Source organism: Pseudomonas sp. (genome assembly GCF_046581935.1).
Taxonomy (GTDB): Bacteria; Pseudomonadota; Gammaproteobacteria; order Pseudomonadales; family Pseudomonadaceae; genus Aquipseudomonas.
Window position 1 is genome coordinate 26,501 of sequence record NZ_JAYGFK010000020.1, and the last position, 20,901, is coordinate 47,401.

The 20,901-nt window shown below is 59.7% G+C and carries 16 protein-coding genes and 1 pseudogene; 12 read left to right on the plus strand and 5 right to left on the minus strand.

Features of this window, described 5'->3' with window-relative positions; all coding sequences use genetic code 11:
• Window positions 1–27: 27 nt before the first annotated feature.
• Window positions 28–876: a carboxylating nicotinate-nucleotide diphosphorylase gene (gene nadC, locus VCA57_RS18365; RefSeq protein ID WP_411186512.1), complete on the minus strand. Its 849-nt coding sequence runs from the start codon at window positions 874–876 to the stop codon at window positions 28–30.
• Window positions 877–1,233: 357 nt separating this feature from the next.
• Between nadC and VCA57_RS18370 the strand changes: the two genes are divergently transcribed.
• The 3 genes from VCA57_RS18370 (at window position 1,234) to ampE (ending at window position 5,094) form a co-directional block, all read left to right on the plus strand.
• The gene (locus VCA57_RS18370; RefSeq protein WP_411186513.1) at window positions 1,234–3,552 is read left to right on the plus strand and encodes a DUF1631 domain-containing protein; all 2,319 of its coding nucleotides are present in this window, start codon (window positions 1,234–1,236) and stop codon (window positions 3,550–3,552) included.
• Window positions 3,553–3,697: 145 nt separating this feature from the next.
• A complete protein-coding gene (gene ampD / locus VCA57_RS18375) occupies window positions 3,698–4,261 on the plus strand; it encodes a 1,6-anhydro-N-acetylmuramyl-L-alanine amidase AmpD (protein ID WP_411186514.1) in 564 nt (187 codons plus the stop codon).
• Entirely contained in the window at window positions 4,258–5,094 is an 837-nt protein-coding gene (ampE, locus tag VCA57_RS18380; protein WP_411186515.1) for a regulatory signaling modulator protein AmpE, read from the plus strand. Before ampD ends, ampE begins: the two co-directional genes overlap by 4 nt.
• Here ampE and VCA57_RS18385 read toward each other — a convergent pair.
• Complete coding sequence (locus VCA57_RS18385) at window positions 5,087–5,989, minus strand: ROK family protein (protein WP_411186516.1); 903 nt, start codon at window positions 5,987–5,989, stop codon at window positions 5,087–5,089. The two genes, ampE and VCA57_RS18385, sit on opposite strands and share 8 nt — an antisense overlap.
• A gap of 1,190 nt (window positions 5,990–7,179) precedes the next feature.
• On the opposite strand from VCA57_RS18385, the pseudogene VCA57_RS18390 reads away from it, so the two are divergent.
• Both VCA57_RS18390 and VCA57_RS18395 read left to right on the plus strand, forming a co-directional pair.
• Window positions 7,180–7,380, plus strand: a pseudogene (locus tag VCA57_RS18390) (HAMP domain-containing protein); the annotation flags it as partial.
• A 144-nt stretch (window positions 7,381–7,524) separates the two neighbouring features.
• Window positions 7,525–8,238 (plus strand): methyl-accepting chemotaxis protein, encoded by a 714-nt coding sequence (locus VCA57_RS18395; RefSeq protein ID WP_411186561.1) that lies wholly within the window; start codon window positions 7,525–7,527, stop codon window positions 8,236–8,238.
• 64 nt (window positions 8,239–8,302) lie between these two features.
• Here VCA57_RS18395 and VCA57_RS18400 read toward each other — a convergent pair whose 3' ends face one another.
• Together VCA57_RS18400 and VCA57_RS18405 are read right to left on the minus strand one after the other, a co-directional pair.
• Window positions 8,303–8,995, minus strand: coding sequence for a response regulator (locus VCA57_RS18400; protein WP_411186517.1), 693 nt, complete (start codon window positions 8,993–8,995; stop codon window positions 8,303–8,305).
• Window positions 8,970–12,368 (minus strand): ATP-binding protein, encoded by a 3,399-nt coding sequence (locus VCA57_RS18405; RefSeq protein ID WP_411186518.1) that lies wholly within the window; start codon window positions 12,366–12,368, stop codon window positions 8,970–8,972. Before VCA57_RS18405 ends, VCA57_RS18400 begins: the two co-directional genes overlap by 26 nt.
• 281 nt (window positions 12,369–12,649) lie before the next feature.
• Here VCA57_RS18405 and urtA point away from each other — a divergent pair, with 281 nt between their 5' ends.
• The 7 genes from urtA to VCA57_RS18440 all read left to right on the plus strand — a co-directional run bounded on the left by urtA (window position 12,650) and on the right by VCA57_RS18440 (window position 19,719).
• Window positions 12,650–13,882: an urea ABC transporter substrate-binding protein gene (gene urtA, locus VCA57_RS18410; protein WP_411186519.1), complete on the plus strand. Its 1,233-nt coding sequence runs from the start codon at window positions 12,650–12,652 to the stop codon at window positions 13,880–13,882.
• A gap of 102 nt (window positions 13,883–13,984) precedes the next feature.
• On the plus strand, window positions 13,985–14,902 hold the full coding sequence (urtB, locus tag VCA57_RS18415; RefSeq protein WP_411186520.1) for an urea ABC transporter permease subunit UrtB: 918 nt from the start codon (window positions 13,985–13,987) through the stop codon (window positions 14,900–14,902).
• Between the two features lie 163 nt (window positions 14,903–15,065).
• Window positions 15,066–16,238, plus strand: coding sequence for an urea ABC transporter permease subunit UrtC (gene urtC, locus VCA57_RS18420; protein WP_411186521.1), 1,173 nt, complete (start codon window positions 15,066–15,068; stop codon window positions 16,236–16,238).
• Window positions 16,235–16,996, plus strand: coding sequence for an urea ABC transporter ATP-binding protein UrtD (urtD, locus tag VCA57_RS18425; protein ID WP_411186522.1), 762 nt, complete (start codon window positions 16,235–16,237; stop codon window positions 16,994–16,996). The genes urtC and urtD overlap by 4 nt, the downstream gene beginning before the upstream one ends.
• 110 nt (window positions 16,997–17,106) lie before the next feature.
• Window positions 17,107–17,796 (plus strand): urea ABC transporter ATP-binding subunit UrtE, encoded by a 690-nt coding sequence (urtE, locus tag VCA57_RS18430; protein WP_411186523.1) that lies wholly within the window; start codon window positions 17,107–17,109, stop codon window positions 17,794–17,796.
• 279 nt (window positions 17,797–18,075) lie between these two features.
• Complete coding sequence (fmdA, locus tag VCA57_RS18435; protein WP_411186524.1) at window positions 18,076–19,305, plus strand: formamidase; 1,230 nt, start codon at window positions 18,076–18,078, stop codon at window positions 19,303–19,305.
• A gap of 66 nt (window positions 19,306–19,371) precedes the next feature.
• Window positions 19,372–19,719, plus strand: a complete 348-nt coding sequence (locus tag VCA57_RS18440; RefSeq protein ID WP_411186525.1) for an FmdB family zinc ribbon protein — start codon at window positions 19,372–19,374, stop codon at window positions 19,717–19,719.
• Window positions 19,720–19,911: 192 nt separating this feature from the next.
• Here VCA57_RS18440 and cra read toward each other — a convergent pair whose 3' ends face one another.
• Window positions 19,912–20,898: a catabolite repressor/activator gene (gene cra, locus VCA57_RS18445; RefSeq protein WP_411186526.1), complete on the minus strand. Its 987-nt coding sequence runs from the start codon at window positions 20,896–20,898 to the stop codon at window positions 19,912–19,914.
• Between the last annotated feature and the right edge of the window lie 3 nt (window positions 20,899–20,901).

The window sequence follows — 20,901 nt, forward strand, 5'->3', positions numbered from 1 at the left end:
AACCCATCCTACAGAGCCGTTGGGTGGCTATAGGCTCAACCGCATCGACAAATCCACCGCCTTCACATCCTTGGTCAGAGCACCAATCGACACATAGTCCACCCCTGTCTCGGCAATCGCCCTCAAGGTGCTTTCATTCACGCCGCCGGATGCCTCCAGCTTGGCGCGGCCTTGGGTGAGGGTTACGGCCTCGCGCATTTCATCCAGGTTCAGCTCATCAAGCATGATGATGTCGGCTCCAGCCTCCAGTGCCTGGCGCAGCTCCTGCAAACTTTCCACCTCAACTTCCACCGGCTTGCCGGGGGCGATTTTGTGCGCGGCGGATATAGCTTGGGCGATGCCGCCGCAGGCGGCGATATGGTTTTCTTTAATAAGGAAGGCGTCATACAGACCAATGCGGTGGTTGTGACAGCCGCCTTGGGTTACGGCGTACTTTTGCGCCAGGCGCAGGCCGGGTAGGGTTTTGCGGGTGTCGAGCAGTTTTACTGCGGTGCCTTGTACCAGGTCGGCGTAGTGCTGGCAGCGGGTGGCCACGGCCGAGAGGGTCTGCAGGAAGTTCAGGGCGCTGCGCTCGCCGCTGAGCAGTGCACGGGCTGGGCCTTCCAGTTCAAACAGCACTTGATTGGCCTCGGCGCGTTGGCCGTCTTGGATGTGCCAGTGCACAGCGACCCGTGGATCAAGTTGGCGGAATACCGCCTCGACCCAGGCGGTACCGCAGATTACCGCAGGCTCACGGGTGATGACCTTGGCGTGTGCCAGACGTTCTGCTGGGATCAGTTGCGCTGTGATATCACCGCTGCCGATATCCTCTGCCAGGGCGCGGCGCACGTTGGCCTCGATTTCAGTGGCGAGGTCGGCGAGGGTCAGGTTAGGCATGGTGAGCTCCAGTCAGCAGAATGCGCCGATTATAGGGATTGCTGGCTGTTTGCGCAGTGTTTGCCGCTGTGCTCTGGTTGTTGTGTGGCTATGCTGCTGGGGTGCTCCGTTAAATGTGTACGACCGCTGTTTGCTGTTGTGGGTATTGGTCGTACGCAAGCAACCGCTGGGAAGCTGCAGTGCTACATCTGTGACCTGGGTCATGTCTGGAGGAAAAGTCAGCTTGGTATGTGCTTGCGCATCCCTATAATGATTTTTAATTGGTTTGACGCCAGGCCTTTGACGTTACGGATGACGCTCAGTTGATCGCTGTGCAGATCGGTTCGCCCAAGAGGGGCTGTCTGCAGGAGACTCGCAATGAAAACTGATGCGAATGTGGTTCACCTGAATAAGGTGATCCCTGAGCAATCGCCCACTTCGCCGGTAGGAAGACTGCCTGTGGCGCTGACCAATGTGCGTGATAAAGCGGCGCAACAGCTGAAAAAAGCGTTGCAGGCGCTGTTCGACAATGCCGACGATACGCTGTTCGAGATGGCCGATCGTGCCAGCAGTAATGCTGAACAAAATGCCTTTTTCGAGGCGATGCGCGATTTGCGTTTGAAGCGTAAAAGTATCGAGCGTGGCTTCTTACAGAAGGTCTTTGAGGCCTTCGCGACCCTCAACCAATATGAAATTGGCAAGCCTGTGGCATTGGATGCGGTGTCGTTCGAGACGCTGTCGTTGGTGCAGAACGACGCTTTGGAAGAGTCGGTGGCGCTGGATTCGATGGTGGCCAAGGTGATGAGCCGCGATGCCTCTGCTCTCGGGCACTTGACCACACGCTTCAATGCCATGGTCAGCAAGAAGCTGGACGATAAGAGCAACCCCATCGGTCCGACCTGCCTCTGCGAGTTCTTCCTTGATGCCTGCGGCGGCTTGGGTGTTGAGATCAGGGTCAAGCTGATCATCCTCAAGCTATTCGAGAAGTACGTCCTCAGCGACCTCGATCAGCTATATGGCGAAGCCAACCAGGCTTTGATCGCGGCTGGCGTTCTACCTGAGCTGAAATCTGCGCCGGCGCGGCGTAATCCATCGCGCAACACGGCCCCTGCTGGCGGTTCACGCCAGGACGATTCGCCAGCGTTGTTGGGCGAGTTTGCTGATGAGGGCGTGCAGGAAGTCTTTGGCGCGCTGCAGGAGTTGTTATCGCAGGCTCGTGGCACGCAGGCACCACGGCGCAGCCGCCCAGCAGATGCCATGCCGATTTCCAGTAATGACCTGATGCGTTTGCTCTCGCATATGCAGCAGCGTGCTCCGGCGCAGGTTAGCGATGATTTTGATTTGCGTGAGCAGCTGGAGAATCTGCTGACCCGTGCCAGCGCCAAGGCGGGCAAGGCCCGCGTGGTGGGTGAGGTTGATGAGGACGTCATCAACCTGGTGTCGATGCTGTTTGAGTTCATCCTTGATGACCGCACTTTGCCGGATTCGCTCAAGGCGCTAATTGGACGCTTGCAGATCCCGATGCTGAAAGTTGCGGTGATCGATAAGACATTCTTTAGCCGTGGCAGCCATCCGGCCCGCCGCCTGCTCAATGAAATTGCCTCTGCTGCTCTCGGCTGGGGTGAGCAGGACGATACGCAACGCGACAGCCTGTATCAGAAGATCGAGCAGGTGGTGCAAAGCTTGCTCAATGACTTTGTTGATGACCCGCTGATTTTTTCCGAGTTGCTGGCGGATTTTCTGGCCTTTACCGGCGATGAACGTCGCCGCAGTGAATTGCTTGAGCAGCGCACCCGCGATGCTGAAGAGGGCAGCGCCAAGGCAGCAATGGCCAGGCGTGAAGTTGAGCAGGCGCTGAACCAGCGGATGCTCGGCAAAACCCTGCCGGAAGTCGTCGTACGCTTGCTGCAGGAGGCCTGGAGCAAGGTATTGATGTTGACCTGTTTGAAGCACGGTGTTGAGTCGGCTGAATGGCAAGCCGCGTTGGCAACCATGGATGACCTGGTTTGGAGTGTTGAGCCGCACGAAGACCCAGAAGCCCGCATGAGGTTGTTGGAAATGGTGCCGGGTTTGCTCAAGGCGCTGCGTGAAGGGATGGCCAGTGCGGCGTTTGATCCATTCTCCACGAGTGAGTTCTTCGGCCAGTTGGAAGTGCTGCACGTACAGGCCTTCCAGCGTTTCAAACGCAACCTGGAGGAAGAGAGCCAGCCAGCGGTTGTCGAACAGGCTTCTGCTGATGGTGATGAGCAGCAGTTCGACGTGCTGGGGGAGGCGGGCACTGATCTGCCATTACTCGGCTTGTCGGCAGTGGAGGTGGCTGAAGAACCGAGCATGGTCGAGGTGGTTGAGGAAATCATCTTGCTGGCTCCCGGCGAACTGCGCAGCGCCGAGCCGGAGGCTAGTCTGCCTGACGACGACGAGGGCTTGCTGCAAGTGGACAATCTGCGCGTCGGCAGCTGGGTTGAGTTTCAGGAAGATGAAGAGCACAAGTTGCGTTGCAAGCTGGCTGCGGTGATCAAACCGACCGGCAAGTACATCTTTGTCAACCGTACCGGCATGAAGGTGCTGGAAAAAACCCGTATGGGCCTGGCGGTGGAGTTTCGCCGCAGTGCCATTCGTTTGCTGGATGACGCGCTGCTGTTTGACCGCGCGCTGGAGTCGGTAATCGGCAACTTACGCAAACTCAAAGGCGCATAAGCCTTAGTTGTTTGGCCGCAACGACGCCGTCGTGGGATGCATACTCGGCGGCGTTTGCGTATCTGCGGTTTGCAACCCGTGAAGGGGTGCCCTTGGCCTTGGCGCGGCGCTGCTCTAGAGTGGCCGCTTGATCAAGGAGCCTTGTATGCAGGTGGACCCTTCCAGTGGCTGGTGCGCTAGCGTCCGCCATTGCCCATCGCCTAACTTCAATCAGCGACCGCTGGGTGAAGTGTCTTTGTTGGTGATTCATAACATCAGCCTGCCGCCGGGGCAGTTCGGCACCGGTAAGGTCCAGGCGTTCTTTCAGAATCAGCTGGACGCCAGCGAGCATCCCTATTTTCTGGCCATTGCCAGCATGCAGGTGTCGGCACATTTTCTGATTGAGCGTGATGGTGCCGTCACTCAGTTCGTGTCCTGTAACGAGCGTGCCTGGCATGCTGGACAGTCACGCTTTGCCGAACGGGAAAACTGTAATGATTTTTCCCTAGGAATTGAGCTTGAAGGAACTGACGATCTGCCGTTCACTGCCGAGCAGTATGCGGCGCTGATTACGTTGATTCGACAACTGCAGGTGGCGTATCCGGCGATTACCCTGGAGCGAATCTGCGGTCATAGCGATATCGCGCCGGGCCGCAAGACTGACCCAGGGCCTGCATTCGACTGGCAGCGCGTGCGTATGGCGTTGCAGCAAAACGAGGAATTGAAATGAATTTTCTGGTGCTACTGCTGGTGTTGTGGGTCGAGAAATTTTCGGCCTGGCGCGCCAGTATCCAACAGGATGGCCCATGGTTGCGCTTATTGGCTGGGGCTGAAAGTAAGCCGCTGACCACTGCCCAGCCCTGGCTCGCATTGGCCTGTGTGGTGGTGTTGCCGGTGCTGGTGTTGGGCGTGTTGTTGCTGGTGCTGAAACCCGTGGCTTATGGCTGGCTGGCCTTGCCTGTGCATCTGCTGGTGGTTATCTACAGTCTTGGACGTGGTGACGTGCTGGCGGCTCTTGGGCCGTTTCGTGACAGCTGGCGGCGTGAAGATGTTGAGGCTGCGTATTTGGTGGCGCGGCGGGACCTGGCGCTGGAGGCCGAGGACGAAGGCGAGCTGCTGCAGCGCGTGCAGGGCCATCTGGTGTGGCAGGCCTACCAGAGTTTCTTTGCCGTGATTTTTTGGTACGTGCTGCTGGGGCCGTTGGCCGCACTGGCCTATCGCTTGCTCGCTTTGACCAGTGAGCATGCTACGCAGCCTGTTCTGCGTGACGCTGCTGTGCAGGTGCGGCATGGTTTCGACTGGCTGCCGGTGCGAGTGTTGGCCGCTAGCTTTGCTTTAGTGGGCAATTTCGCGGGCGTCAGCCGGGCTTTGCTGCATGAGCTGCTTAGCTGGGATATCAGCGCCGCGCAGTTGGCCATCATCACTGCGCGAGCGGCTGGCGAGACGCCTGAGCCGGTGATTGGCGAGGCCGGCGTCAGCAGCCTGGACGGGCTCTGGCAATTGTTGGTGCGGGCAGCGATATTTTGGTACGCCGCGTTTGCCGTGTGGACGCTGCTTATTTAGCGTCGTCGTTCCAGAGCCAGGCGGCGCCGCGTACACCGCTGGAGTCGCCGTGGCGTGCTTGTAGCAGGCGTGTGTTGACTTGATCGGAGAACACGTAGCGCGGCAGCAGGGGCAGTACCTGGCTGTACAGCTCGGCCGTGTTGGACATACCGCCGCCCAAGACAATCACGTGCGGATCAATCAGGTTGATCACCGACGCCAGACCGCGCGCCAGCTGGTCGCAATAGTTGGCAAGCGCCTGCTGTGCGGTTGGATTGCCGGTATGGGCTGCGCTGACCATGGCGCTTGCGTCCAGGCCTAGATTGCTGCGTGCGGCCCAGCCCGGGCCACTGAGAAAGGTCTCGATACAGTCCTCCTGGCCGCAGTAGCAGCGCCGGCTTGGGCCGTCTTCAGTGCGCCGCCAAGGCAGCGGGTTGTGGCCCCATTCGCCGGTAATCGCATTTGGCCCGCCGAGCAGTTGTTGGCGCACCACCAGGCCTCCTCCAACGCCCGTGCCCAGAATTACTCCGAACACACTCAAGGCCCCTTCACCCGCACCATCGCAGGCTTCGGAGAGGGCAAAGCAGTCGGCGTCATTGGCTAGGCGTACCGGGCGCTGCAGGCGTTGTTCGAGGTCTGCCTGCAGGTCCTGATCGATCAGGCACAGAGAATTGGCATTCTTGATCCGGCCATGGTCAGGTGAGCGAGTGCCGGGGATGCCGACGCCTAGGCTGCCCTGTTGGCCCAGATCGCGCTCACAGTCTTCGACTAGACTGGCAATCAGCTCTACGGTTTTGCGGTAGTCACCCTGGGGGGTTGGCGCGCGGCGGCGTAAGCGCTGGATGCTGTTCTCCAGCGCGATGATTTCTATTTTGCTGCCACCCAGATCAATACCCATCTTTAGTGGTGTACGCATAATTAACCTTAAATTACATAGGTTGAGGCCGATAAGAGGTATACATGACGCCATGCACGACCAGTACGTTGCGGCATTGATTCTCGTGATCTGAGTGTATTTAGCGCGCTGATCCATGTATCGCAGGTTGAGCGCAAGGGACAAACAGGCCATAACTTGCCATTCAGTGTGGTCAGTTTTTAGCCTGACACGATAATAATTAGAACTGGAGACGTCTTGTGAAGACCGTGTTGTATCCAGCCATCGCGCTAATGAATCGCCTCAGCTTCGGCATGAAATTCAGTTTGATCAGTGTTCTGTTCTTTCTGCCCATGCTGGTCACCAACTTCTATCTGGTGCGTGACTCCTACCGGCAGTTCATCAGTACCCAGGCGGCTCTTGAGAGCATTGATCTGCTCGGCGAAAGCCTGACGCTGCGGCGCAATCTTGAAAGCTTCGCCGACCTCACCGAGATCAACGCGATGATCGGTCAGTCCGGTCAGGCGGGGGATCTTGAAGCGCGTCTGCTCAAACTGCAAAGCACTACTGCTGAGGTCTTGCAAACCATGGTGGCTGTCGTGCGCGAACCTGAGCAGATTGATGAATTCAACAATAAACGCGACCAGCTCATTGCCGAGCTGGCTGCTGTGCAGGCCGAAACTTCACTGCAAGGCAAGGTTGCTTTGGCCGAGAAGCTGTTGGGCAGCTCTCAGGTGTTTATCAAGCTGGTTGCCGCCCAGGCTGGCCTAAGCCAGGACCGTCAAGGCGCTGTGCGGCAGATGATTGAGCTGGTTACGGTGGATACACCCAAGGTCACCGCGGCGCTGAGCAAAGGCCGTGCTATAGGTGCTTACTCGTTGGCTCAGGGCTTTCTCAACTCATCGGCCAGTACCAGCTTCGATGAGTTGTTGCTGGATCTGGAAAAACTGCATGCCGAGTACGGCTTGAACCTGCAAGCGTCCCTCAACAGCAGTGCGCAGGCTCGTGCGGCGTTTGCCAGCCAGGCTGAAAGCAGCTTGGCAACCCTGAAAACCAGCGCAGCGCTGTTTGAAGACAAAGTAGTGATTGCCGACTCGCTGGATACGCCCTGGGCGCAGTTCTACGCGGATGTCAGCAGCGCCATGGAGCAGACCTACCAGCTTAACGATGTGGTGCTGAAGTTCCTTGATCAGCAACTGCAAGCGCGTTTGCAGGAGAACCGCACGCAGATGATGCTGCTGGTGTTCGCTCTGGTAGTGGTGTTCCTGTTGATTGTCTATCTGTATGGCGGTTTCTATGCGTCGATTCGCGCCACGCTGAAGAACCTTGGTCAGGTGATGAATCAGGTAGCAGCCGGCGATATGACCGTTAGCTTCAAGGCGCAAAGCCAGGATGAACTGGGCGAACTGGGCCAGGTGTTCAATGAAACCGTGAGCAAGATTCACCAGTTAATCGAACGTGTTGGGCAGACGGTGGTTGAGGTCGAGCGCCAGGCCGACCGGGTGCAGCAGGTCTCCGGGGAAAGCAACCATGCGGTGGCCGGGCAGCGTGGGCAGATTGATCAAGTGGCGACAGCCATGAATCAGATGTCGGCAACGGCCCAGGAAGTGGCAAGCAGTGCGGTGGCGGCGGTGGGCAGTGCGCAGAGCGTAAATGCGGAGACAGTTAGTGGTCGCAGTCTGGTTGAGACGCAAGTCGCTAGCATGCAGCGTCTGGCTGGGGAAATCGATTTATCTGTTTCGGTGATCAATCAGCTGGCCAGCGACAGTGCATCGATCAGCCAGGTGCTGGATGTGATCAAGGGAATTGCTGAGCAGACCAACCTGCTGGCGCTCAATGCCGCCATTGAAGCCGCCCGTGCCGGTGAGCAGGGGCGCGGCTTTGCCGTGGTGGCTGACGAGGTACGCAATCTGGCCAAGCGTACCCAGCAGTCCACGGAGGAAATCGAGGCGATGATCGCCAAGCTGCAAGGTGGTGTTGGCGCGGCAGTGAAAGCTATGAACAACAGCCATCAGATGGCCGACAACACGGTCAGTCAGTCGGTCAACGTGCAGCAGGCGTTGGAAAATATCCTCGGTGCGGTGGGCATGATCGTCGATCAGAACCAGCAGATTGCGACTGCCGCCGAAGAGCAAACGGCCGTGGCGCATGATATTGATCAGAACATTGTTGAGATCAGCCACGCCGGTGAACGCACCGCCGAAGGTGCCAGCCAGACCGAGCAGGCCAGTCGTGAGCTGTCGGGTTTGGTGGCGCGCTTGAAGCATTTGATCGGTGCGTTCCGCGTTTGATCCGTTTGCTTGTAATGAGGCCCACCACTCGGTGGGCTTTTTTATTTGCGCCTGTTGCGCTCGCTCAGGCGCGCTCGGCCATTGCTGAGAGCGCTACAGAGGTCGCTGCTGTGCGGGTTTCCACGCCGAGTTTGACGTAGACGTGCTCCAGGTGTTTGTTCACTGTGCGCGGGCTGAGGCCAAGAATGTCGCCGATGTCGCGGTTGGTCTTGCCGCAGGCCACCCAGCGCAGTACTTCCACTTCACGCTCGGTCAGTTGGAAGCGGGCGGAGAGCGTGGCGTAGGCTGGCTCGTCGTTAAGCGTTAGTGGCTGTGTTTGGCTGGCAGCGCGCGCGGTTTGCAGGATGCGTGCGGTACGTAGGTGTGAGGCGACGCGGGCGAGCACTTCTTCGGTGTTGATGGGTTTGGTCACATAGTCGATGCCGCCCGCAGCGAAGCCCTTGACCACGTGCTCGCTGTCGGTCAGTGCGGTCATAAACAGCACCGGAATATCGGCGGTGCTGGCGTCGGCCTTGATCCGCTGGCAGGTCTCGAAGCCGTCCAGCCCGGGCATCATCGCGTCGAGCAAGATTAGATCCGGGCGACGCCGCTGGATGCGGCTCAACGCGCTCAGGCCATCCAGGGCGACCAGCACCATATAACCCACTTCATCGAGGGCGTCGGAGAGCAGCGCCAGGTTGTCCGGCGTGTCGTCGACGATCAGGATGACCCCGCGCTCGGCTGGGATGTGGTCAGGTGGGTAGGTCTGCGCGGTCATGCTCGGCCTCCTTGAGTTGGCGGTTGAATTCGTCCAGGCGGTAGCTTTTCACCAAGGCGCGCAGGGGCGCGGTAAAGCTAGCGCTGGAGGGTGTCAGCCGATCAATGGCGTCGAGTTTCTCCTGGATGCCGCGGATATAACCCATGGCGCCGAGTTCACGCAGTGCTTCGAGGTCTTCGGCGCTGGGGCGTACGTTATTTTCTAGCGCTGGTATTTGCAGTGGCGCGGTGCGGCGCAACCACTGCAGGTTGAGTTGCTTCTGGATACGGTCGAGCAGTTCCGGGGTATGCACTGGCTTGGCCAGGTAATCGTTGCAGGCGGCGGCGACGCTACGCTCGCGGTCATCGGCAAAGGCGTTGGCGGAAATCACGATGATCGGTGCCTGGCTCTGGGCATTGCGGCGGATCAGTCGGCTGGTTTCCCAGCCGTCCATTTGCGGCATCGACAGGTCCATCAGTATCAGGTCGGGGAATAGCAGGGCTGCCTGGCGAATCGCCTCCTGGCCGCTGGCGGCCTGGGCAATGCTGAAACCCAGTGGTTCGAGCATGCCGGCCAGCACGCGGCGGTGTTCGATATGGTCGTCTACCACCAGGATCAGCCGGCGCGGGCCTTGGTAGCCGATTATGTCGTGCTCCACATGCACCACCGCCTGCGGCACGCGCACCTCGGAGAGGAACAGGCGCACTTGGAAGCTGGTGCCCTGGCCCAATTCACTTTTCACCGACAGCTCGCCGCCCATCAGCGCGGTGAGCATGCGGGTGATGGTCAGGCCTAAGCCAACGCCGTTGTCCTGGCGCATCAGGTCGCCCCGCTCGAACGGTTGAAAGACCCGCTCGATCTGCTCCGGGGCGATGCCAATACCGCTGTCGATAATTTCGAAGTTGGCGGTTTCACGCCGGTAGCTGACGCGCAGGCACACCTGGCCGTGGTCGGTGAAGCGCACGGCATTACCCAGCAGGTTGATCAGAATCTGCCGTACGCGTTTCTCATCACCGCGTACCACCGCCGGCATGCGCCCGCTGGTTTCCAAGCGAAAGGCCAGGCCTTTTTCTTCCGCTTGCGGGGCGAACATGCGCTCGATCTGGTGAATAAATTCCGGGAAAGGGATTTCCGTCAGTTCCAGGTTGAGCTTGCCGGCCTCGATCTTGGCCACGTCGAGCAGGCCATCGATCAGCGACAACAGGTGCGAGCCGCTGCGGAAAATGGTCGCCAGGGCGTCCTTGTGTTGGCTCGGCATGCCGGCGTCGCGCTGCAGAATCTGCGTATAACCGAGGATGCTGTTGAGCGGCGTGCGCAGCTCATGGGACAGACCGGTGACGTAGCGGCTCTTCGCCGCGTTGGCCGCTTCGCTGGCTTCCTTGGCTTTCTGCAGGGCCTCATCGGTTTTGCGGTGGGCTTCGATCTCCTGCATCAGCAGCTGGGTCTGGCGGTCAGATTCCTCCTGGGCCACGCGCCGACTCTCGCGGGTCAGTACCACCCACCAGGCGAGAATCGCAGCGAATAGCGAGAGGGTCAGAAAGGCCTTAAGAAAGGCCAGGTAAAGGGTTTCCTGCGCCTCCGGCGATTGTTCTAACAGACCGTGGGAAACCTGGCTGTAGATCAACGCCAGCGCGCTGAATAGCAGCGCCACCAGTACCGTCAGTAATCCCAGGTACTGCGCCAGGCGGCTGTGCAAACGAGGAATCGACGACTGCGGGAACAGCCAGCGGATAAACTCATCGAGCTGCTCGGACAAGCGCGCCCGTGGTTTGCAGGCGTCGCCGCAGCGCGCGTCGAGCGAGCAGCACAGCGAGCAGATTGGTGTGCTGTAGGCCGGGCAAAAAGCCATGTCTTCGCTCTCGAAGGCATTGCTGCACAGGCCACATTGCACGGTGGTGGTGACGCCGAGTGGGTAGAGCAATAGCGGGTCGCTGCTGCGTGCGATGTAGTAGCGGCCGTCGGTCAACCAGGCAATCAGTGGGGCGCACAGCAGCGCCGAGCCCAGCGCCACAACCGGCGAGGCCGCCTGCGCCAGTTGGCCGAACAAACCGCCGTGGGCGAGGATCGACAATAGGGAGGCGATCAGCATGGCGCCGACGCCGACCGGGTTAATGTCGTATAGGTGCGCGCGCTTGAACTCAATGTGTTTGGGCGACAGGCCCAGCGGCTTGTTGATCACCAGGTCGGCGACCACTGCGCCGATCCAGGCGATGGCGATATTGGCGTACAGGCCGAGCACTTCTTCGATGGCCTGAAACACCCCAAGCTCCATCAGCATCAGCGCGATGGCCACGTTGAACACCAACCAGACCACGCGGCCTGGGTGGCTGTGGGTGACGCGGGCAAAAAAATTCGACCACGCCAGGGAGCCTGCGTAGGCGTTGGTCAGGTTGATCTTCATCTGGCTGACAATCACCAGCAGCACCATGGCTGCCAGCGCCCACTCGGGTGAGCTGAACACGTAGTTGAACGCCACCAGGTACATCTGCGTTGGCTCGGCGGCGCGGTCCATGGGGATTTCGTGTTGCAGGGCGAGGAAGGCGAGAAAGGCCCCGGCGAGCATCTTCAGCGCGCCGGGGATAATCCAGCCCGGCCCGGCCAGCAGCAGCGCCGCCCACCAGCGCTTGCGGTTGTGGCGGGTTTTTTCTGGGAGGAAGCGCAGGTAGTCGACCTGCTCGCCAATCTGCGTGACCAGGGCCAAACCCACGGTGCAGGCCGCACCGAAATACAGCAGGTTGAACGCGCCACCTTCACCCTCGCGACCAGCAAAGCTGGTCCAGTCGCTGAGTGCTTCGGGGTTTTTGCTGATGACGAACACATACGGCAGAAACAGTAGAAACAGCCACACTGGCTGGCTCCACATCTGCAAACGATTGATCAGGGTGATGCCGTAGGCGACCAGCGGGATGACGATCACCGAACAGATCACATAGGCCAACGCCAGCGGGATGTTGAAGTACAACTCCAGGGCTAGGGCCATGATCGCTGCTTCGAGGGCGAAGAACAGGAAGGTGAAGCTGGCGTAGATCAGCGAGGTGATGGTCGAGCCGATATAGCCGAAGCCCGCACCACGGGTCAGCAGGTCCATGTCCACGCCATAGCGCGCCGCGTAATAGCTGATTGGCAGGCCGGTGAGGAAGATCACCAGGGCCACGGCCAGCACAGCCCACAACGTATTGGTGAAGCCATAACTGAGCGCCAGTGCACCGCCGATGGCCTCCAGAGCCAGGAACGACACGGCGCTCAGGGCGGTGTTGGCAATGCGTGCTTCCGACCACTTGCGAAACGACTTGGGGGTAAACCGCAGCGCGTAGTCTTCCATGGTTTCGTCGGCGACCCAGCTGTTGTAGTCGCGGCGGATCTTGACGATGCGCTGGGTACCGATGGGTTGCACGGAGGCTGCTCCTGGGCGTGGTTAATACAGACGTTGGAAACTGCAACATCCATGCCCTGCGGCCGCAGTACGCCTTCCTTGCGCGCGCGAGCTTTTATCTGCCTGCAGGTTGGGCGTGAGCTTGCACCAGCCTGGGGCGGGCGGCTGTACGTCAGATGACGTATGCCGTTACGTCAACCTGCGTATACCGCGCAGGCCGGTGGCAAACGCATGCTGGTGGCGAACCGAACTGGTACCCGCAAGGCGAGCCAGGGAGGAAAACCACCCAGAGGAGCATGACCATGGATTCACCGACTCGCTTTCTCCCTCGTCGGCTAGCGTTGGGTGCTGCGGCACTCTCGCTGCTGGCGGCCAGTGTGTTCAGCCAGATGGCCCTGGCTGATGACGCCAACACCACCGGCCTGGCCATTACCGATACGGAAGTAACGGTCGGCCAACTGCACTCGGCCACCGGCACCATGGCTATTTCTGAAACTGGTTCGATTCAGGCCGAGCGCCTGGCCATTGAGCAGATCAACGCCAGTGGCGGCATCCTCGGTCGGCAGATCAAGGTGATTCAGGAAGACGGCGCGTCTGACTGGCCAACCTTCGCCGAAAAAGCCAAGAAGCTGCTGGTCGGTGACAAGGTCGCGGCGGTATTTGGTTGCTGGACATCGGCCTCGCGCAAAGCCGTGCTGCCGGTGTTCGAGAAGGAAAATGGTCTGCTCTACTACCCGACCTTCTATGAAGGGTTGGAGCAGTCGAAGAACGTGATCTACACCGGCCAGGAGGCCACCCAGCAGATTCTTGCCGGCCTCGACTGGATCGCCAAAGAGAAGGGCGCCAAGACCTTCTACCTGATCGGCTCGGACTACATCTGGCCGCGCACCTCGATGAAGATCGCCCGTAAGCACATCGAAAACGTACTCGGCGGCAAAGTGGTTGGCGAGGAGTACTACCCGCTGGGCAACACCCAGTTCGGCTCCTTGATCAACAAGGTCAAACTGAAAAAGCCTGATGTGGTCTTCGCGGCCGTGGTTGGCGGTTCCAACGTGGCCTTCTACAAGCAGATGAAAGCAGCCGGTGTGAACAGCGCCAAGCAAACCCTGCTGACCTTGTCGGTCACCGAGGATGAATTGCTCGGCATTGGCGGCGAGAACATGGAAGGTTTCTACGCCTCCATGAAGTACTTCCAGAGCCTCGACAACCCGAACAACAAAGCCTTTGTTGAAGCCTTCAAGGCCAAGTACGGCAAAGACTCGGTTATCGGTGACGTGACTCAAGCCGCTTACCTCGGCCCATGGCTGTGGAAAGCCGCAGTTGAGAAAGCCGGCAGCTTCGACGTCGACAAAGTAGCCGCTGCCTCGCCAGGCATTGAGCTGACCACCGCGCCAGAAGGCTACGTCAAGGTCCACGAGAACCATCACCTGTGGAGCAAAACCCGCATTGGCCAAGTGCAGAAAGATGGCCAGTTCAAGGTGGTCTACGAGTCCGACCTGATCGAGCCAAACCCATTCCCGAAAGGCTACCAGTAACAGCGGTTCAGGCCGGAGCCAGCCGCAGGCGTACCCACCAAGGCACGTCTGCGGCCAGCCCGGCCTGACCTTTATTCTTTCTTCCAGCAGGAGACCATCATCATGGAATGGCTATCGGAATTTGGTGCCATCGCGGCCATGCAGGGCTTCAACGGCTTGTCCGTTTTCTGCGTACTGCTGCTGATGGCCCTGGGGCTGGCGATCATTTTCGGCCAGATGGGCGTGATCAACATGGCCCACGGTGAGTTCCTCACCATCGGTGCTTACACCACCTATGTGGTGTCGCTTCTGACCGAGCAATACGCGCCGTTTTTCGGCCCGTACTATTTTTTTCTCGCTATTGTGCTGTCGTTTTTTATCGCCGGCGCGATTGGCTGGCTGGTCGAGTGGGCGCTGATCAGCAAGCTCTATCAGCGCCCGCTGGATACCTTGCTGGCCACCTGGGGACTGTCGCTGGTGATGCAGCAGGCCTTCCGTTCGATCTTCGGCGCGCGGGAAGTCAGCGCTACCTTGCCGGAGTGGTTGATGGGTTCGTGGAACCCGACTGAGGCCATTGATATCCCGCGTAACGGCCTGTTCGTGATGGGCCTGACCGTGCTGATGACCGCCATGATCTTCCTCATGCTCTACCGCTCGCGTTGGGGCTTGCAGGTGCGTGCCACTGTGCAAAACCGGGTGATGAGCCGCGCTGTAGGGATCAATACCAAGAAGGTCGACCGCATGACCTTCGCCCTTGGTTGTGGCGTTGCCGGTGTTGCTGGCGCGGCCTTCACCACCATCGGTTCAACCGGGCCAACTGCCGGTTCGCTGTACATCGTCGACACCTTTCTGGTGGTGGTGTTCGGCGGCGCATCGAGCCTGCTCGGCACCATTGCCTCGGCCTTCAGCATTGCCCAGGCGCAGTCGCTGATGGAGTTCTTTATGAGCGGCTCGATGGCCAAGGTGTTCACCCTGTCTGCGGTGATCCTGATTCTGATGTTGCGTCCGCAAGGGCTGTTTTCGATCAAGGTGCGCAAATGATCGGCCGGGCAATCAGCCATCCCGGAGTTGTGGGGATGACAGAGAGCAGCTCGCGGCTGAAGCCCCTCCTACGAGGCCTATGCCGATCCTCCGTAGCCGCGACAGCCGCGATCCATCGACACGAATTCATCGCACACCAACCCGCCATCGAGGGCAATAACCCATGAACCCGACACTCGATAAATTCCTTGGCGGCAAGCAGGGCGCGATTGGCCTTGCGGTGCTGGCCACCTTGATCCTGGTGGTGTTCCCGCTGGCGCTGGATGCCTTCCGTCTGAACATGGTCGGCAAATACCTGACCTACGCCTTCGTCGCCGTTGGCCTGGTGCTCTGTTGGGGCTACGGCGGCATTCTCAGTCTCGGTCAGGGCATGTTCTTCGGCCTTGGCGGTTACTGCATGGCGATGTTTCTCAAGCTTGAAGCCAGCGACCCGGAAAGCACCAAAATCCAGTCCACCCCCGGTATTCCGGACTTTATGGACTGGAACCAGATCACCGAACTGCCGCTGCTCTGGCAGCCGTTCCACAGCTTCGGCTTCACCTTGCTGGCGGTGATTGGCGTGCCGGTGATTCTCGCGCTGGTGATCGGCATGGCGATGTTCAAGCGCCGCGTCGGTGACGTGTACTTCTCCATCGTTACTCAGGCGATTGCGCTGATTCTCACCGTGCTGATCATCGGCCAGCAGGGCCTGACTGGCGGGGTTAACGGCATCACTGACCTGAAAACCTTGCTGGGTTGGGATATCCGCGACGACAGCTCGAAGCTGATCCTCTACTTCATCAATGCCTTCCTGTTGTTCGGCTGCATCCTGCTGGGGCGCTTTATTCTCGCGTCCAAGTTGGGCCGGCTGCTGATGGCCATGCGCGACAAGGAAGAGCGCGTGCGTTTCTCCGGTTACGACGTGGCCAGTTTCAAGATCTTCGTGTTCTGCGTGGCAGCGGCGTTTTCGGCGATTGGCGGGGCGATGTTCGCCTTGCAGGTGGGCTTTATGTCACCGAGCTTCGTCGGCATCGTGCCGTCGATTGAGATGGTGATTTTCGCCGCCGTCGGTGGGCGCATGTCGCTGCTCGGCGCGGTGTATGGCGCGCTGCTGGTCAACTTCGGCAAAACCTACTTTTCCGAAACCTTCCCCGAGCTGTGGCTGTACCTGATGGGCGGGCTGTTTATCGCCGTGGTCATGTACTTCCCCAATGGCATCGCCGGCCTGTGGGAAAGCCACGGGCGTAAGTGGCTGGGCAAGCTCAGCCGCAAACCTGCGCCACTTGCCGCCCCCGCGTCGCTGCCTGAAGCGCCTGCTACCAGCAGCCAACCCCGTGAACTGGAGAGCACACCATGAGTCAGCCAAGTGGATTTCAGATGCCCAAGCCGGTGCTGGCCATCGAGGGCCTGACGGTGTCGTTCGATGGTTTCAAGGCAGTGGATGACCTCAACCTGTATATCGATCGCAATGAAGTGCGCGTGGTGATCGGCCCTAATGGTGCCGGCAAGACTACGGTGCTAGATCTGATCTGCGGTAAGACCAAGGCTACCGCCGGCAGCATCCAGTTCGAGAACCGCGAGCTGACCAAGATGCGTGAGTTCGACATCGTCCGTGCCGGGGTTGGGCGCAAGTTTCAGAACCCCTCGATCTACGAAAACCTCACGGTGTTCGAGAACCTGGAAATGTCCTACCCCAAGGGCCGCAAGGTATGGGGTGCACTGTTCTTTAAACGCACAGCGGAGGTGATCGAGCGGGTTGAGCAGATCGCCGCCGAGATCATGCTCACCGACAACCTCTATCTGCAGGCCGACCTGCTGTCCCACGGCCAGAAGCAATGGCTGGAGATCGGCATGTTGCTGATGCAGGACCCGGCGCTGCTGATGCTCGACGAGCCCGTGGCCGGCATGAGCGTCAACGAGCGCGCGCAGACCGCCGAGCTGCTCAATCGCATCAGCAAGGGCCGCTCGGTGCTGGTTATCGAGCACGACATGGAGTTCGTAAAAAGCATTGCGCACAAGGTCACCGTGTTGCATCAGGGCAAGGTCTTGGCCGAGGGCAGCATGGAAGCAGTGCAAAGCAACCCGAAAGTCATTGAGGTGTATCTGGGGCATTGAGCCCAGGGTCACGGCGTTCAGCCCCGTAGCCCGGATGCAATCCGGGAGTGGCTCCGGCGTCGAGTCCGATTCCCGGATTGCATCCGGGCTACCTTCAGCAAGGAGTCTCTATGTTTCAGATCAGTAACCTAGCTTCCGGCTACGGCCAGAGCCAGATCCTCCATGACCTCAACCTGAATGTGGCCAAGCGCGAGATCGTCGCGGTGATGGGCCGCAACGGCATGGGCAAGACCACCCTGTTCAAGAGCCTGATGGGCGTATTGCCGCAGTGGGGTGGGCAGATCAGCGTAGATGGTCGTGATATCTCCAAACTGGAAACCCACGAACGGGTGGAAAGCGGCATCGCCTATGTGCCACAGGGGCGGATGATCTTCCCCAGCATGACCGTGCTGGAAAATATCCAGACTGGCTTGCCGGCATCGGCCAAGGGCAAAGTGCCGGATGACCTTTATGCGCTGTTTCCGGTGCTGCACGAGATGCGCTCGCGCAAGGGCGGCAACCTGTCTGGCGGCCAGCAACAACAGTTGGCCATCGCCCGTGCGCTGGCGACCAACCCCAAGGTATTGCTGCTCGATGAACCGACCGAGGGCATTCAGCCGTCGATCATCAAGGACATCGCCCGCACCCTGAAGGAGATCCGCAATCTACGTGATCTGACCATCGTGGTCTCCGAGCAGGTGTTGTCCTTCACCATGGAAATCGCCGACCGCTTTTTGGTGATCGAGAAGGGCAAGTTCGTGGTTGAGGAGAGCCGCGACAAGGTCGACGAGGCAACCATCAGCCGCTATCTGTCGGTGTAACGACGTGCCCCTGTAGCCCGGATGTAATCCGGGGGTGGATGTTGAATCTGCCCCGGATTACCTCCGCGCTACGGATTGGATTTACCGTTTTACGGTCGGCGTGTTCTCCATGCGTCGGCCGCTTTTTTGTGCCTGGCGAAAATGCTCAGAAGCCCCGTGGTTACTGCGTTTTGGCATACGTCATCCGACGTATTTGCGGTTTTTCCTGGCCGTTGAAAACTAGCAACGTACCCCGGCGCGACAGCGCCATGCCTCCCTCAATGGCCCAGGAGCTTTGTCATGACCGAAACGCTGATCAAGGTCGACCTTAATCAACCTGCCACCGCAAACGAGCAGATCCACAACCGCTGGCACCCGGACATTCCGATGGCCTGTTGGGTCAAGCCAGGTGACGACTTCATCCTCGAAACCTACGACTGGACCGCCGGTGCGATCAAGAACAACGACGACGCCAGCGACGTGCGCGATGTGGACCTGTCCACCGTGCACTACCTGTCCGGGCCAGTTGGTGTACATGGCGCTCAGCCCGGTGACCTGCTGGTGGTCGACCTGCTAGACATCGGCGCGATGCCAGACTCGCAGTGGGGCTTTAACGGCTTTTTCTCGCGGCAGAACGGCGGCGGGTTTCTCACCGATTACTTCCCAATGGCGCAGAAGGCCATCTGGGATTTCAAGGGTATGTTCACCAGCAGCCGGCACATTCCGGGGGTGAACTTCGCCGGTTTGATCCACCCCGGCCTGATCGGCTGCCTGCCGGATCACAAGATGCTGGCCGAGTGGAACAAGCGCGAGCAGGAGCTGATCGACACCGACCCGCACCGCGTCCCGGCCTTGGCCAACCCGCCGATGGCACCGACCGCGCACATGGGCAAGATGAAGGGCGAAGCCCGCGACCTGGCTGCGCTGACCGGCGCACGCACCGTGCCGCCGCGTGAGCATGGTGGTAACTGCGACATCAAGGATTTGTCGCGCGGCTCGAAGATCTTCTTCCCGGTCTACGTTGACGGCGCTGGCCTCTCGGTAGGCGACCTGCACTTCAGCCAGGGCGATGGCGAAATCACCTTCTGCGGTGCCATCGAAATGGCCGGCTGGGTGCACATGAAGGTCGAGCTGATCAAAGGTGGCATGGCCAAGTACGGCATCAAGAATCCGGTGTTTAAGCCAAGCCCGATCACTCCGAACTACAAGAACTACCTGATTTTCGAAGGTATCTCGGTGGACGAGGCCGGCAAGCAGCATTACCTCGACGTCAACATTGCTTACAAGCAGGCCTGCCTGAATGCCATCAACTACCTGACCAAATTCGGCTACTCGCCGGCCCAGGGCTATGCGTTGCTCGGCTCGGCACCCGTACAGGGGCATATCAGCGGTATTGTCGACGTGCCCAACGCCTGCGCCACCCTGTGGCTGCCGACGGAAATCTTCGACTTCGATATCAACCCCAACGCCAACGGGCCGACCAAGTTCCTCGACGGCAGTATCGACTTGCCTATCGCCCCGGATAAGTAAGCCGACTTACCCCTCTCTCCTCTGCGGGAGAGGGGTTGCTGTGCCTTGAATGATAAGGAGCCTGCCATGCCGATTTACGAATACGACTGCGCCACCTGTGGCGACTTTACCCAGCTGCGGCCCATGGCCGAGCGTGACCAACCCTGCGGCTGCCCTTGGTGTGGCGGCGACAGCGTACGGGTGATTCTCAGTGCGCCGAGCCTGTCGATCATCTCCGGCAGCCAGCGCACGGCCATTGCGACTAACGAGCGCAGCGCCAACGCGCCGCAAACGGTCGAGGAATACGCACAAAGCCGCAAGCACCCGAAAGGTTGTGGTTGCTGCACACCCAACAAACCGTTAGCCCCGACCAAGGCCAACCCGCATGCGCTGAAAACCAAGCCCAGTGCGCGGCCGTGGATGATCAGCCACTAACGTCCTTCGGTGACCGGATAAATTGCATTTCAATTCAATTAGTTAGCCCACAATAACGGTGCAGAAAACTGTGGATAAGTTGTGCGGCCCTGGCGTTTGGCCAGGTACGCCGTGGCTTTCATGGGGCTGGTTGTTTATTGATCAAGCACGGCGCGCATTCAGGCCGCTTTCCCGCCAGCCACGCACACAGGGCTACCGGCGCGCCTTGAAGCAGCGGCTGATGGCCTCGATGCCTGGCTGATAGTCGGCCTGCTCGACTACTTGCAGTGCCCAAGTCATCACCCGTTCGGCGATCCGCTCGTGTTGCTGGCTGGTGGTGTTAACCCGCATCGGCAGAAAGTCGAGCAACTGGGTGTCGCCGAAGGTGGCCAGGCGCAGCGCCGACCAGGCGGCATCGGGTTGCTCGCGGATTACGTCCAATACACCTTCCAGCAAGACATAAGCGGTGGTGATCAGCGCGTCGGGCGGGCCGTCTGCGGCCAGCAGATTGTGCATCTGCTGATAGCCGCTGGCGCGGCTGAATTGCTCGCCGTGATAGACGCTGACACGCCCGTCGAAATCCGCCAGGGCCTGGTGGAAGCCGCGCTCACGTGCCTGGCTGATCACCAGTTCCGGGCGCGCGCCGAGCAGGGCGATATGCCGGGGTTTGCCCGTGAGCAGGCTGTGGGTCAGCTGCTGGCCCGCCTGTTGGTCATCACTGACCACCGAGCGAATGTGCCGCGCGCTAAGGGCGCGGTCCACGGCAATGACCGGCAAGCCGTCGCTGACCAGCTTGGGGTAGAGCGGGTCGTCCTGTGGCAGGCAACTGGCAACGATCAGCGCGGCGCAGCGGCGTGAGCGAAACAGGCTGATCAACTGCCGTTCGCTGTCCGGGTTGTCGTCGGAGCTGGCAATCAGCAACTGATAGCCGGCGGCGCGGGCCTTTTGCTCTAGCAGCTTGGCCAGACGCGCGTAGCTGGGGTTTTCCAGATCCGGCAGGATAAAGCCCAAGCAGCGGCTATGCCCACGGCGCAACCCGGCAGCCTGTTGGTCGGGGCGATAGCCATATTGCTCGACCACCGCCTGCACACGTTCTACGGTTGCGGAACTGATCCGTCGCTGCGCGGCCTGACCATTGATCACGTAGCTAGCGGTAGTCACTGAGACCTGCGCCAGCCTGGCTATGTCACTGAGTTTCACGGG

Bases quoted from the DNA above. Each gene is read 5' to 3' on its own strand.
- urtD (WP_411186522.1), top strand. From the start codon at position 16,235: ATGAGTCAGCCAAGTGGATTTCAGATGCCCAAGCCGGTGCTGGCCATC.
- urtA (WP_411186519.1), top strand. From the start codon at position 12,650: ATGGATTCACCGACTCGCTTTCTCCCTCGTCGGCTAGCGTTGGGTGCT.
- urtC (WP_411186521.1), top strand. From the start codon at position 15,066: ATGAACCCGACACTCGATAAATTCCTTGGCGGCAAGCAGGGCGCGATT.
- ampE (WP_411186515.1), top strand. From the start codon at position 4,258: ATGAATTTTCTGGTGCTACTGCTGGTGTTGTGGGTCGAGAAATTTTCG.
- ampD (WP_411186514.1), top strand. From the start codon at position 3,698: ATGCAGGTGGACCCTTCCAGTGGCTGGTGCGCTAGCGTCCGCCATTGC.
- VCA57_RS18395 (WP_411186561.1), top strand. From the start codon at position 7,525: ATGAATCAGATGTCGGCAACGGCCCAGGAAGTGGCAAGCAGTGCGGTG.
- fmdA (WP_411186524.1), top strand. From the start codon at position 18,076: ATGACCGAAACGCTGATCAAGGTCGACCTTAATCAACCTGCCACCGCA.
- VCA57_RS18385 (WP_411186516.1), bottom strand. From the start codon at position 5,989: ATGCGTACACCACTAAAGATGGGTATTGATCTGGGTGGCAGCAAAATA.
- urtE (WP_411186523.1), top strand. From the start codon at position 17,107: ATGTTTCAGATCAGTAACCTAGCTTCCGGCTACGGCCAGAGCCAGATC.
- VCA57_RS18400 (WP_411186517.1), bottom strand. From the start codon at position 8,995: ATGACCGCGCAGACCTACCCACCTGACCACATCCCAGCCGAGCGCGGG.
- VCA57_RS18440 (WP_411186525.1), top strand. From the start codon at position 19,372: ATGCCGATTTACGAATACGACTGCGCCACCTGTGGCGACTTTACCCAG.
- nadC (WP_411186512.1), bottom strand. From the start codon at position 876: ATGCCTAACCTGACCCTCGCCGACCTCGCCACTGAAATCGAGGCCAAC.
- VCA57_RS18370 (WP_411186513.1), top strand. From the start codon at position 1,234: ATGAAAACTGATGCGAATGTGGTTCACCTGAATAAGGTGATCCCTGAG.
- urtB (WP_411186520.1), top strand. From the start codon at position 13,985: ATGGAATGGCTATCGGAATTTGGTGCCATCGCGGCCATGCAGGGCTTC.